Below are 13058 nucleotides of genomic sequence, written 5' to 3' on the forward strand. Positions count from 1 at the left end.
GGTTCGTGCGGTCCGCGGCGCTCACAGGGGGATGTTGCCGTGCTTCTTGGGCGGCAGGCTCGCGCGCTTGGTCCGCAGCGCCCGCAGCGCGCGCACCACCTGCACGCGCGTCTCGGACGGTCGGATCACCGCGTCGACGTAGCCGCGCTCCGCGGCGTCCCACGGGTTGACGATCGCGTCCTCGTACTCCGCGACGAGGCGTGCGCGCTCCGCCTCGACGTCGTCGCCCGCGTCGGCCGTCCGCTTGAGCGCCGCGCGCTGCAGGATGTTCACCGCGCCGCCCGCACCCATGACCGCGACCTGCGCCGTCGGCCACGCGAGGTTGACGTCCGCGCCGAGCTGCTTGGACCCCATGACGATGTAGGCGCCGCCGTACGCCTTGCGCGTGATCACCGTGACGAGCGGGACCGTGGCCTCCGCGTAGGCGTAGATGAGCTTCGCGCCGCGGCGGATGATGCCCTGGTGCTCCTGGTCGACGCCCGGCAGGAAGCCCGGGACGTCCACGAGCGTGAGCACGGGGATGTTGAACGCGTCGCACGTGCGCACGAACCGCGCCGCCTTCTCGGCCGCGTCGATGTCGAGCGTGCCCGCCATCGCGAGGGGCTGGTTCGCGACGACGCCGACCGACTGGCCCTCCACGTGCCCGAACCCGACCAGCACGTTCTTCGCGAACAGCGGCTGGACCTCGAGGAACGCGCCCTCGTCGAGCACGTGCTCGATCACCGTGCGCATGTCGTACGGCTGCGAGTCCGAGTCCGGGACGAGCGCGTCGAGCTCCTCGTCCTCCTCCGTGACCGCGAGCTCGACGTCGTCGGGCAGGAACGACGGCGCGTCCGACAGGTTGTTCTGCGGCAGGTACGACACGAGGTGGCGCACGTAGTCGATCGCGTCGTCCTCGTCGCTGCCCAGGTAGTGCGCGACACCGGACTTCTCGTTGTGCGTCAGGCCGCCGCCGAGCTCCTCGAAGCCCACGTCCTCGCCCGTCACCGCGCGGATCACGTCCGGCCCGGTGATGAACATGTTCGACGTCTTGTCGGCCATGACGATGAAGTCCGTGAGGGCGGGGGAGTACACCGCGCCGCCCGCGCTCGGGCCGAGGATGAGCGAGATCTGCGGGATCACGCCCGACGACGCGACGTTGCGGCGGAAGATCTCCGCGAACTGCGTGAGCGCCGCGACGCCCTCCTGGATGCGCGCCCCGCCGCCGTCGGAGATGCCGATGAGCGGCACCCCGGTGCGCAGCGCGAGGTCCTGCACCTTGGTGATCTTCTGCCCGTGGACCTCGCCGAGGCTGCCGCCGAACACCGTGAAGTCCTGCGAGTACACGCACACCTGGCGGCCGTCGATCGTGCCGTGCCCGACGACGACGCCGTCGCCCGCCAGCCGCTTCTTCTCCAGGCCGAAGTTGTGGGAGCGGTGCTTCGCGAACGCGTCGAGTTCGACGAAGCTCCCCTCGTCGAGGAGCGCGTCGATGCGCTCCCTGGCCGTCTTCTTGCCGCGCGCGTGCTGCTTGGTCCGCGCCGCCTCCTCGGGCAGCCCGACCGCCTCCGCGCGACGGCGGTCGAGGTCGGCGAGCTTCGCCGCGGTCCCGGTGAGGCGGGGCGCGTCGGCGCTCTCGGTCGTCGCGGGCGAGGTCGTCGCAGAGTCCGTCACGCACCCGAGCCTAGTTGGAGGATCGCACCCACTCGATGCGGCCGCCGCCAGCACCGCGGGGGCCATGGTTGGTGGGTCCCCACAACTCGGCCGGTCGCAGGTCGGCCGGTCCCTGCCTCGTGCGGCGCCCGCGCCGTGCGCGAGGATGGCGGGCATGGCGACCGCGCACGACCCCGAGACCCCGTCCGGCGACGAGCGACCCCCGCTGCGGGCCGACTTCCTGCGCGAGCTGCTCGTGGCGCCCGCCGGGCCGCTCGCCCGGCTCGAGGTCGTGCCCGAGTCCGCGTCCACCAACGCGGAGCTCGCGGCCGCCGTCGCGCACGACCCGGCGGCGTGGCCCGCTCCCGCGCTCCTCGTCGCCGAGCACCAGCCCGGGGGCCGCGGCCGGCTCGGCCGCTCGTGGACGACGCCGCCCCGCACCGCCCTGCTCGGCTCCCTCCTGCTGCGGCCCGGCGTGCCGCGCGAGGCCCTCAGCTGGCTCCCGCTGCTCGCCGGGCTCGCGACCGCCCGCGCGCTGCGCGCCACCGCTGGCGTCGAGGCCGTCGTCAAGTGGCCCAACGACGTCCTCGTCCCCGACCCCGGCGCGGGCGAGCCCGCACCGCTGCGCAAGGTCGCCGGCATCCTCGCCGAGGTGCTGCCCGACGGCGGGGTCGTCGTCGGCGTCGGCCTCAACGTCGCGCAGCGGCGCGACGAGCTGCCCGTCCCGACCGCCACCTCCCTCGCCCTCGTCGGGGCCGCGACCACCGACCGGGAGGTCGTGCTCGTCGCGCTGCACGAGGCCTTCGGCGAGGTCCTCGCGCGCTGGCAGGACGCCGGGGGCGACGCCCACGCCGCCGGGCTCGACGCCGACTGCGCCGAGGTCAGCGCCACGCTCGGCACGCGCGTGCGCGTCGAGCGCGTCGCGGGCGGGGACGTCGTCGGGCTCGCGACCGGGCTCGCCCCCGACGGCGGCCTCGAGGTCCGCCTCGACGACGGCACGACGACCGTCCACCACAGCGGCGACGTGCACCACCTGCGCCCCCACGACTGACCGGCCCACGCCTGACCCGAGATCGGCGGTCCGCGGCCGGATCGGCGGTCGTGCGTGCCGATCTCGCGTGCGCCCGCCGACGTCGACGAGCCCGGCCGAGGAATAGGATCGCCGGGTGCCAGTGGACCCGGAGAACGAGCTCGCCCCCGCACCGTCCGCGACGACCGCGGAGGACGGCGCGCCGACCACCGAGGCCGAGGCGACCGAGGCGGTGCTCGACGAGGCGCTCCTCGGCGGACCCCGCACCCTGACCGTCGAACGGCTCGCCGAGCGGGCCGGCGTCGACGAGGACCGCGTCCGCGCCTACTGGCAGGCGCTCGGCCTCCCGCTCACCGAGGGCGAGGAGCACGCCTTCACCGAGCGCGACGCGCAGGCCCTCGCGGACGTGTTCGCGTTCGCCGAGCAGGAGCAGCTCGACCAGCGCGCGCTCACGACGCTCATCCGCTCGACGGGGCACACGACCGAGCGCCTCGTGCTGTGGCAGGTCGAGGCGCTCGTCGAGCACCTCACGCGGCGGTTCGACCTCGACGACACGAGCGCGCGCCTGCTCGTGCTCGACCGGCTGCCCGAGCTCGCGCCCGTCCTCGAGGAGCAGCTCCTGCACGCGTGGCGGCGCCAGCTCGCGGCCGTCGCCGGCAGGTTCGCGGTCGAGTTCTCCGACGCCCGTGCGACGGCCGTCGACGAGCACGAGCTCCCGCTGCCGCGCGCGGTCGGGTTCGCGGACATCGTGTCCTTCACGCAGCGCACGCGCGGCCTCGGCTCGAGCGAGCTCGCCGAGTTCGTGCAGCTCTTCGAGACGAGCGCGCGCGACGTCATCACCGCGGCGGGCGGGCGCGTCGTCAAGACGATCGGCGACGCGGTGCTCTACGTGGCCGACGACGTCGCGACCGGCGCGCGCGTCGCGCTCGGCCTGGCCGCGGCGGGCGGCCGCGAGGAGGACGTCGACGTGCCGCCCGTGCGCGTGAGCCTCGTGTGGGGCCGCGTGCTGTCCCGGTTCGGCGACGTGTTCGGCCCGAGCGTCAACCTCGCGGCGCGCCTCGTCGACATCGCCGACCCGACGACCGTTCTCGTCGACCGCGAGACCGCGGGTCTGCTCGCCGGCGACCAGCGGTTCGCGCTCACGGCGCAGCCCGAGACGGAGGTGCAGGGCCTCGGGACGATCGAGCCCGTGCGCCTCCAGTGGGCCTACCGCGGCTGACCGGCTGCGCCGGGCGCGCGGTCGCCGACGTCCGCGCGCCAGGACCCGGGCCGGTCAGACCGCCTCGAGGAGCCCCGGGCCGTCGTTCGTCACCGAGTTGACCAGGGTCGAGATCTCGCGCGCGACCATGGGGACGTCGTCGTGCGGGCCGCCGAGCCCGAGGAGGTCTGCGGCGCCCCGCGCGTCGACCGCCGGGTCGAGCCACGCGTCCCAGGCGTCGGACGGCAGGGCGAGCGGCATGCGGTCGTGGATCTCGGCGAGGTAGGGCGCCGCGTCGGTCGTGATGATGGTCGTCGAGACGAGCCAGCGGTCCGGGTCGTCGTCCGCCTTGGTGCGGTCGCGCCAGAACTCGTAGAGCCCCGCGAACGCGGCGCTGCGCCCGTCGCCGGGCGCGATCCAGTACGGCTGCTTGGGGACCTTGCCCCGGCGCGCCGGCGCGCCCGCGGACCCGGCGGGGGACGCGCCGTCGGGCAGGACGCGCCACTCGTAGTAGCCGTCGGCGGGCACGAGGCACCGCCGCACGCCGAACGGCTTGGCGAACGCCGGCTTGTCGAGGATCGACTCCGCGCGCGCGTTGATCATGCGCGCGCCGCCCTTCGGGTCCTTCGACCACGACGGGACGAGGCCCCAGCGTGCGAGCCGCAGCGAGCGGCGCACCTCGCCCGTGTCCTTCGCGGCGCGCTCGACGACGATCCGCACCGGGTCAGTCGGCGCGAGGTTCCACGACGGCGGGAGGAGGCGCGCGTCGTCGGCCACGTCGGCGATCGCGAACTCGTCCGCGAGGTCCTGGGCGTCCCGGAAGGAGGCATAGCGTCCGCACATGCCTCCAGGGTGCCGCACGCCACCCACGCTCGCGTCGGGCCGGCGGGCGGGCGCACGGGAAGGGCCGCCGGGCTGGGCGCGCGACGCGCGGGCCTGCGCCGGGGGAGAGCAGGGTCACGCCCGTGAGCCCGGTCCGCACGCGATCGAATCGTTACGATGGGAGTCATGCCACCCTCCTCGGTCGACCCCGCCGTGCCCCGACCGAGATCGTCCGCCCGCTGGGTCCTGCTCCTCGGAGCGCTCGCCACGCTGCCCGCGCTCACGGTGGACATGTACCTCCCGCTCCTGCCCGAGGTGGGCGCCGAGCTCGGTGCGCCCGACTCCCTCGCGCAGCTCACGCTGTCCGGCATGCTCCTCGGCGGCGCCGTCGGGCAGCTCGTCATCGGGCCGCTCTCCGACCGCTACGGCCGTCGTCTGCCCGTGCTCGTCGGGCTCTCGCTGCACGTCGTCACGTCGCTCCTGTGCGCGTTCGCGCCCAACATCGGCATCCTCGTCGGCCTGCGCGTGCTCCAGGGGTTCTTCAACGCGTCCGCGTCCGTCGTCGCGATCGCCGCCATCCGCGACCGGTTCACCGGGTCCGACGCCGCGCGCGTCCTGTCGCGGCTCATGCTCGTCATCGGGCTCGCGCCGCTCCTCGCGCCCTCCATCGGGTCGTTCATCGGCGCGCACGCCACCTGGCGGGCGGTCTTCTGGGTCCTCGCGCTCGGCGGCGTCGTGCTCGGCGCGATCGTCCTGTTCTTCATGCCCGAGTCCCTGCCGCTCGAGCGTCGCCGCCCCGCCGGCGCCCGCACCGTCCTGCGCGGGTACGCGGGACTCCTGCGCGACCGGCACTTCGTCGCGCTCGCCGTGCTCCCCGGTCTCGGGCAGGCCGTGCTCATGAGCTACGTCGTCGGCTCACCCTTCGTCCTGCAGGAGGGGTACGGGCTCAGCCACGGGCAGTTCGCGCTCCTGTTCGCCGTGAACGGCATCGGGCTCGTGCTGTCGGCGCAGGCGAACGCCGCGCTCGTCCGCCGCGTCGCGCCCGTGCGGCTGCTCCGGACGGCGCTCGTGGTGCAGGGCGTGTTCGCCGTCGGCCTCCTCGTGGTCGCCCTGACGGGGGCGGGCGGCATCGTCGGGATCGTCGCCGCGCTGTTCCTCGTCCTGTCCATGCAGGGCCTCATCCCCGCGAACGCCTCCGCGCTCGCGCTCACCCGGCACGGCGAGATCGCCGGCACCGCCGCCGCGGTCATCGGCGCGTTCCAGGCCGGCGTCGCCGGGCTCGTGAGCCCGCTCGTCGGCGTCCTCGGCGGTGACGCCGTCGCGATGTCCACCGTCATGCTCGGGGCGGTCGTCGCGTCGATCCTCGTGCTCACGCTCGCCACGCCCGCGTTCCGCCGCGGGGGCTGGCACACGCCCGTCTGACCCGGTCTTCGCCGCCCTTTCACACGTCCTCCCGCTGGTCCGGCGCACGCATTCGCGCACGACCCTCTACTCTCGGACCGTGCCGAAGACCGCCCCCGCCTCGCCGCCCGCACGCGCGAGGTCCCGCGCGACGCAGGAGACACGCTCCCGCAAGGGGGCGACGGACAAGCCCGCCGGGGGCCCGCACCACGCCCGCGCGCTCCGCTCGCACCGCGTCGCCCGGGCGATCGGGCTCGTCCTCACCGGCGCGTTCGTCTTCCTGGCCGTCGGCGCCGGAGCCGTGTACCTCGACCTCAAGTCGAAGATCACCGTGAGCGACGTGTCCGAGTACGTGGTCGGCATGCCGACCGAGGAACCGCCGAAGGACCCCTCCGACCCGTTCGCGGGCAAGGCGCTCAACATCCTCGTCATGGGCACGGACTACCGCGACGCCGAGAACGCCGCGCTCGCGGGCGAGGAGGAGGGAATGCGGTCCGACACCACGTTCATCGTGCACGTGTCCGGCGACCGCACGCGCATGGAGGTCGTGTCGATCCCGCGCGACTCGCTCGTCGACCTGCCCGCGTGCAAGCTCCCCGACGGGTCGATGTCCTCGCCCCGGCGCAACACCATGTTCAACGAGGCTTTCCAGATCGGGTCGGGCGGCGTCGACGACATGGAGGCGGCCGCCGGCTGCACGATCTCGTCGGTCTACAGCCTCACGGGCGTGCCCATCACCAACCACGTCGTGGTCAAGATGACCGGGGTCATCGGCGTGGTCGACGCGATCGACGGCGTGACCATGTGCTTCCCGGAGCCCATCGTCGAGAACCCGAAGTACGGCACGCTGAACCTCCCCGCCGGTCAGTACACGCTCAACGGTCACGAGGCGATCGGCTTCCTCCGTGCGCGCCATGGGACGGGCATGGGCCTCGAGGTGGGCTCCGACCTCACCCGCATCGCCCGGCAGCAGGCGTTCATCGACTCGGCGGTGCGCGAGCTCCTCTCGCAGAACATCATCACCAACTCGCCCCAGCTCTACGGGGTCATCGAGGCCGTGCTCGGCTCCATCAGCGCGGACCCGACGATCGCGGACCCGACGGCGCTCGCCGGGCTCGCGTTCAGCCTGCGGGCCATCAAGCCCTCCGAGGTCGTCTTCACCCAGGTCCCCGTCGTGGACGCGGCGAGCGACCGCAACCGCGTCGAGTGGACGGCGGAGGCCGACGCGATCTGGCAGCGGCTGATCGACGACGCGCCCCCGCCCGGCCACGAGCCCGTCACGGACCCGCGCGACGACGCCACGGCCCCCGCGGACGGCGCGACCGACCCCGGAGCGGGGACGGACCCGGGCACCGTCGACCCCGGCACCGGTGCCGTCGACCCCGGCACGGGCGCGACGGACCCCGGTGCCGGGACCGACCCGGGAGCCGGTGAGACGGAGGAGCCACGCGACGGCGTGTGCGCCTGACCTCGCTCAGGGCCGCGACGCGCCGAGCGCGGCCAGGCGCCGCACGGCCTCGTGCAGGACGTCCTCGCGCTTGACGAACGTGAACCGGACGCGGGACGCGAGCGCGCGCGCCGTCGTCGACCCCGGGGTGCAGAACGCGCTCACGGGGACGGCCACGACTCCCGCGAGGGCGGGCAGCTCGCGGCACAGCGCGGTGCCGTCCTCGAATCCGAGCGCGGCGCCGTCGGCGATGACGAAGTACGTGCCCTGCGGCACGACGACGTCGAACCCCGCGCGGACCAGGCCCTCGCACAGCAGGTCACGGCGTGCGGCGAGCGAGTCGGCGAGCGCGCGCGGGGTCTCGTCGTCCGCGAGCGCGTCGGCGATCGCGGGCTGGAACGGCGCGCCCGACGTGTAGGTGAGGAACTGCTTCACCGTGCGGACCGCCGTCACGAGCGGCGCGGGCCCGTGCAGCCACCCCACCTTCCACCCCGTGAACGAGAACGTCTTGCCGGCCGAGGAGATGGTGATCGTCCGCTGCCGCATCCCCGGCAGCGTCGCGATCGGCACGTGCCGGGCGTCGTCGAACGTCAGGTGCTCGTACACCTCGTCCGTGACGACCACGACGTCGTGCCGGCGCGCGACGGCGGCGATCGCGTCGAGCTCGTCGAGGTCGAGGACCGTGCCCGTCGGGTTGTGCGGCGAGTTCACGACGATCAGGCGCGTCCGGTCGGTGACGGCGGCGCGCAGCGCGTCCACGTCGAGCCGGAAGCGGTCGAGGCCGGGGAGCAGGGGGACCGTGACGTGCCGCGCGCCGGCGAGCGCGATGCACGCGGCGTGGGAGTCGTAGAACGGCTCCAGCGTCACGACGTCGTCGCCCGGCCCGGCGAGCGCGAGGATCGTCGCCGCGAGCGCCTCGGTCGCGCCCGTCGTCACGAGCACCTCGGTCTCCGGGTCCGGGTCCAGGCCGTAGTGGCGGAGCTGGTGGCTCGCGACGGCGTTGCGCAGCTCGAGGATGCCCGGGCCCGGCGGGTACTGGTTGTGGCCGTCCTCGATCGCGCGCACCGCGGCGTGCTTCACCGCGGTCGGGCCGTCGACGTCCGGGAAGCCTTGCCCGAGGTTGATCGCCCCGGTGCGCTGCGCGAGCGCCGTCATCTCGGCGAAGATCGTCGCCGCGACCGCGCCGTCGGCGCCCAGGAGGCCCGTGGCGCGCGCGGCGGCCTGCCAGCGGCCGGGCGGGAGGTCCGTCATGGCCCGACCCTAGCCGTCGCGACGACCACGATGTGGGACGCCGGGAGGGGGTCCCCTCTCGACGGCGCGGGATTCCGGGGCGCCCGCGACCTTGTCCACAGGGGCGGTTCACGGGGGCGCCTCCATGCCCTACTCTCTGGCGCAGATCGTTGACGACCGGCGGGGCAGCCGGCCGACGGAGCAGGGGGAATGCTCGACATGTCTACGGACACGCACGCCGTCGGCGTGCTCGAGGGCGAGGTGCGCGAACTCGTCCGACGGCGCGGGGTGGACCCCGCGCGCGACCGCGCGGCCGTCGACCAGCTCGTGCGCGACGTCGTCGCGGACTACGAGACGCGCAGCGCGCTCGGGGCCGTCGCGCCGCTCGCCGACCCCGCCGCCGCCGGTCGCGCGGTCGTCGACGCCGTCGCCGGGCTCGGGCCGCTCCAGCCGTACCTCGACGACCCGGAGATCGAGGAGATCTGGATCAACGCGCCGTCCCAGGTGTTCGTGGCGCGCGGCGGCTCGTCGGAGCTGACGACGACGATCCTCACGTCGCAGCAGGTGCGCGACCTCGTGGAGCAGATGCTGCGATCGTCCGGGCGTCGGCTCGACCTGTCGAGCCCGTTCGTCGACGCGTGCCTCCCGGGAGGGGAGCGGCTGCACGTCGTCATCCCCGACGTTCTCCCTCGCTGCGCATAGGTCGGACCCTGCTCTCGGCGGCTCTCGTCGCCGTCCCGACGACGGCGGCTGCCTGCCCACCAGGCGCTCGGGCGACCGTCGAGCTGGTCGCCGCGGCTCCCGCAGTCGTGAAGGCGTGGCCGGCGGCGCCGTGCGCGCACCCGCTGCCCTACGACGAGGTCCAGGCCGTGGTCTGGGACGAGGTCGCCCGACTGCGCGGCCTCGGACTGCCCGCCTGCGACTTCGTCTGGTCGTTCGGTGCTCTCCCTGACGGGCTGTGGGGCCTCGCGTACTCGACGACCGACGTCGACGACCGGATCCTCGTCGTCATCGACCCCGACCCGGGCGCGTACGGCGAGGACCTCGAGCAGGACGTGCGCACCACGGTGCGGCACGAGTTCGGGCATGCTCTGACGTACATGCTCGGGTTCGACGACGCGTCGCTGCGCGCGACGTTCGACGCCGAGCTCGCGGGCGAGCACCTCGACGCGGACACCAGCCTCGGGTTCGAGGCGTCCGCCGAGGCGATAGCGCAGGCCCTCACACCACCCGGCCAGGCGCGGACGTGGTTCTACGACGAGCACGTCGACGCCGAGTACGTCGACGCGGCTCGGTGCCTGCTTGAGCAGGCCGGCGGCGCGCCGTGATTCCGCCCCCGGGGCCTGACGATGGCACACTCGGTCCCGTGAAACCGCAGGTGGGAGACGCGCCCGACTGCGTCCACGCCGCCTGCCCCGCGTACTACATCGACGACATGTGGGACGAGCCGCTCCCGTGCTCATGCGCCTGCCACCGCCCCGACGGGCCGGTCCTCGCCCGGCTCCTCGCCGCGCTCACTCGAGCCGTCCGCCGCTAGCTGCCCGCCCGAGGACGGACGGACCAGCGCCGCGCGAGGGGCGCGCCGATGGGCGTCGTGTGGGACTGCCACCGGCGGACGTCAGCGCACCCCTCCGCGGCGAGCGCTCCGCACACCGGACACCGCCAGAGCGTGTGCCAGAACGGCTGTCCGCACCCGCACCGGACGAACCGCTCGCCTGGACGATCCCGGACGACGCCCCACGCGGACGTGCACGCCGGACAACGCCGCGGCGGCACCTTGAGCCACCGGCCCCGGCCGATCTCGACCCACCCCGGCCACCGCACCTCTTCCACCAGTCCAGTGTCGCACTCGTTCGAACGTGCGTTCGAGTTCAGTTTCGGCGCTCGGCGCCCGACGATCGGTTCTCGGCGCGGACGGCGCGAGCGCCGTAGCATTCCCGACCATGGCTCCATCGGACTGGATCGCGATCGTGGCGATCGTTGCTGGACTCCTCGGAACAGTCTTCACGCAGATGTGGCAGAGCTACCAGGAGCGCAGACGCGCAGAGGGCACCAGATGGCTCGAGGAGCGACGACACGCGTACACGGCGCTGCTCGAGGCCGTCGACAGCGCCACGGGGGAACTCGGGTCGTCCTGCTTCATGGCGAGCACCCACGACTACACGAGCTTCCGCCACATGGAGCCGATCGACGAAAGCGCCGCCACCGCCGCGGCCAGCGCGCTCGAGCTCATCGCGCCCAAGGGCGTTCGGGAACACGCGGCGATCGTTGTTGCGACCATCCGAGAACTGGATTGGTCACTGGCCACCCTCCGCGCGGGGGCCGACGACGATCAGATCTCGGGTGCCCTGCCCGCTCTCTCCGACTCCCTCGACGCCCTGCGGACGAGTCGGGACGACCTCGCCTACGCGATGCGCCGCGACGTCCGCCGATAGACACGACGAAGCGCCCCCGCCCGGCCGTGAGGCCGAGCGGGGGCGCAGTCGCGTGCGGGGTGGGTCAGGCTCGCGGCGGCCAGGCCCACGTGCCGGGCTCGCCGTCGCTCGAGTGCGGCACGGCGTACTCGCGGTAGTCGCCGCCGAGACCGTGGACGAGGAGGTCCACGGTGAGGTCGTCGGAGAGCTCGCTCACGAGCCCCGCGGGGCGGCCCGCACCCGAGAGGGTGCCGTCCGGCGTCGGGCCCCAGCGGTCGATGACGCCCGGGACGGTAGACGCGCGCGTGCGAAGGACGACCGCCGGGCTTTCGACACCGTCACCCAGCCGGGACGTGTACCGCACGAAGCGCCCAACAGTCGGCGCGGGTGCGCCGCCCAGGGGCGCGATGTCACGGACGCCGTCGGGGCGCGCCGTGACCTCGACGACGGGGACGGTCTCGGGGAGCTGCTCGACGATGGCGAGGACCGCGGTCGTGACGGCCGCCGTCGCGGCCTGGGCGAGCGCGAGGCGCCAGTCGACGTCGGACCACACGAGCGCGGACCCGATGGACGCGGCCAGGGTCTGCCCGAAGGTGCGCAGCGAGCGGTCGAGCAGCGCGGCCCACCGGGAGCGAGTGGTGCCGAGCTCGGGCAGAGACGCGAGCGACGTCGCCAGGGACGCGACCGCGGCGAACGCGAACGCGAGCCCGGCCTGCCCGACGGCCGTCCAGTCCCCGCCGACGAGCGGGGCGAGGAACGGCAGCGCGGCGACGAGCACGGTGCGCAGCGCGCGGGCCCCGGCGGCCTGCCAGAACGCGGCCGTCAGGACGCGCGGGCGGGCGGTGGTGAGGGTGTTCACGGGGTGGCTCCGATCAGGTGGGCGAGCACCCGCAGGGGCTCGACGAGGGCGAGGTGCAGGACCGCCACCAGGCCGAGGACGCCGAGGGTGAGCGCGACGGCGCCGAGGGCGAGGACGGCGGGGAGCCGGCGCGCCGCGGCGACGGCGGCGCGCCGTGTGCGCATCAGCCGATCTCCGCGCGGATGCTTGCCGCGAGTGCCTTGCCGACCGTGCGGGGCTCGCCGAACGCGGCGATGATCTCGACGCGGTTCGCCTTGGCGTCGGTGGACGAGATGGGGACCTGCTTGGTGGGCGACAGGACGAGGGTCCAGGCGTCCTGGTCGGTGCCGCGGATGATGAACGGGTAGCCCATGAGAACCTCCAGGTCGTCGGGCGGGGGTGCCACCGGGACCGGTGGCAGGGCGGGTGTTGCGGGTCGCGACTTGGTGAGCGCGGGCAGGATCGCGTCGTGGATCTGGTCGATGACGGAGTCGGTCGGGCACGCCTTGCCGCGCGCGCCGGAGGTCTTGACGCCGAGCGGGGAGCGCTGCAGGCGTCCGGCGAGGCGGCCGTGGGGGAAGTTGCCGTCCACGCCGAGGCGGTGCCAGCCGATCCCGGCATCGGACGACGTCGCGGCCAGGCGCAGCGGGACGCCGTCGCGCTCGTGCGCCTCGCGGGCGAGGCGGATCGCCGCGGCGACCTGGGCGTCGGTGAGCGGGCCGCCCTTGCCGACGAACTCGACGCTGATCGTGTGAGTCGCGCCGTAGTCCGCGGCGGACTTGCACGCGCTGTCGGCGATCTGCACGATTCGGCCGTCGCGGAACACGACGAAGTTCGACCCCGCCGTGCCGTTGCGCCAGGTCGCGATCGTGCGGGGGTCGCCCTCGCCGGCGGTGATGTGGAACGTGAGCTGGGTCTTGCGGGTGTGCCGCAACGCGTTCATCCACGCGATCGGCGCCCACTCGGCGCACGAGTACCGGGCCACGGGTCCTCCTTCGGGCATGACGAGGCCCCGGTCGCCATGAAGCGGCCGGGGCTGCGGGTGA

General features: G+C 74.2%; 12 protein-coding genes and 1 pseudogene. 7 read left to right on the forward strand and 6 right to left on the reverse strand.

Annotated elements, in window-relative coordinates; translation table 11 throughout:
• Positions 1–21 precede the first annotated feature (21 nt).
• Complete coding sequence (locus BJP59_RS04730) at positions 22–1719, reverse strand: acyl-CoA carboxylase subunit beta (protein WP_194522324.1); 1698 nt, start codon at positions 1717–1719, stop codon at positions 22–24.
• Between the two features lie 88 nt (positions 1720–1807).
• Here BJP59_RS04730 and BJP59_RS04735 point away from each other — a divergent pair, with 88 nt between their 5' ends.
• Together BJP59_RS04735 and BJP59_RS04740 are read left to right on the forward strand one after the other, a co-directional pair.
• Entirely contained in the window at positions 1808–2683 is an 876-nt protein-coding gene (locus BJP59_RS04735; RefSeq protein ID WP_194522325.1) for a biotin--[acetyl-CoA-carboxylase] ligase, read from the forward strand.
• Between the two features lie 115 nt (positions 2684–2798).
• Positions 2799–3881 carry an adenylate/guanylate cyclase domain-containing protein gene (locus BJP59_RS04740; RefSeq protein WP_369824877.1) on the forward strand — a complete coding sequence of 361 codons (1083 nt, stop codon included), beginning with the start codon at positions 2799–2801 and terminating at the stop codon, positions 3879–3881.
• Between the two features lie 54 nt (positions 3882–3935).
• Here BJP59_RS04740 and BJP59_RS04745 read toward each other — a convergent pair whose 3' ends face one another.
• Positions 3936–4703, reverse strand: a complete 768-nt coding sequence (locus BJP59_RS04745; RefSeq protein ID WP_061267671.1) for an SOS response-associated peptidase — start codon at positions 4701–4703, stop codon at positions 3936–3938.
• Between the two features lie 165 nt (positions 4704–4868).
• On the opposite strand from BJP59_RS04745, the gene BJP59_RS04750 reads away from it, so the two are divergent.
• A complete protein-coding gene (locus tag BJP59_RS04750; RefSeq protein ID WP_194522326.1) occupies positions 4869–6104 on the forward strand; it encodes a multidrug effflux MFS transporter in 1236 nt (411 codons plus the stop codon).
• 79 nt (positions 6105–6183) lie between these two features.
• Positions 6184–7551, forward strand: a complete 1368-nt coding sequence (locus BJP59_RS04755; RefSeq protein ID WP_194522327.1) for an LCP family protein — start codon at positions 6184–6186, stop codon at positions 7549–7551.
• Between the two features lie 6 nt (positions 7552–7557).
• Here BJP59_RS04755 and BJP59_RS04760 read toward each other — a convergent pair whose 3' ends face one another.
• A complete protein-coding gene (locus BJP59_RS04760; RefSeq protein ID WP_194522328.1) occupies positions 7558–8781 on the reverse strand; it encodes a pyridoxal phosphate-dependent aminotransferase in 1224 nt (407 codons plus the stop codon).
• Between the two features lie 198 nt (positions 8782–8979).
• Here BJP59_RS04760 and BJP59_RS04765 point away from each other — a divergent pair.
• The 3 genes and pseudogenes from BJP59_RS04765 to BJP59_RS04775 all read left to right on the forward strand — a co-directional run.
• Positions 8980–9444 (forward strand): annotated as a pseudogene (locus BJP59_RS04765) (CpaF family protein); the annotation flags it as partial.
• Between the two features lie 125 nt (positions 9445–9569).
• Entirely contained in the window at positions 9570–10088 is a 519-nt protein-coding gene (locus tag BJP59_RS04770) for a hypothetical protein (protein ID WP_194522329.1), read from the forward strand.
• 615 nt (positions 10089–10703) lie between these two features.
• Complete coding sequence (locus BJP59_RS04775; protein ID WP_194522330.1) at positions 10704–11195, forward strand: hypothetical protein; 492 nt, start codon at positions 10704–10706, stop codon at positions 11193–11195.
• A 64-nt stretch (positions 11196–11259) separates the two neighbouring features.
• On the opposite strand, the gene BJP59_RS19695 is transcribed toward BJP59_RS04775, so the two are convergent.
• From BJP59_RS19695 to BJP59_RS04790, 3 genes are read right to left on the reverse strand one after another with little or no spacing between them, the layout of a single operon-like run.
• Positions 11260–12033 (reverse strand): hypothetical protein, encoded by a 774-nt coding sequence (locus tag BJP59_RS19695; RefSeq protein WP_228485280.1) that lies wholly within the window; start codon positions 12031–12033, stop codon positions 11260–11262.
• On the reverse strand, positions 12030–12197 hold the full coding sequence (locus BJP59_RS04785; protein ID WP_194522331.1) for a hypothetical protein: 168 nt from the start codon (positions 12195–12197) through the stop codon (positions 12030–12032). The genes BJP59_RS19695 and BJP59_RS04785 overlap by 4 nt, the downstream gene beginning before the upstream one ends.
• Complete coding sequence (locus BJP59_RS04790; protein ID WP_194522332.1) at positions 12197–12997, reverse strand: peptidoglycan recognition protein family protein; 801 nt, start codon at positions 12995–12997, stop codon at positions 12197–12199. Before BJP59_RS04790 ends, BJP59_RS04785 begins: the two co-directional genes overlap by 1 nt.
• Positions 12998–13058 lie beyond the last annotated feature (61 nt).

It is taken from the genome of Cellulosimicrobium sp. JZ28, from assembly GCF_015327065.1.
Taxonomy (GTDB): Bacteria; Actinomycetota; Actinomycetes; order Actinomycetales; family Cellulomonadaceae; genus Cellulosimicrobium; species Cellulosimicrobium funkei.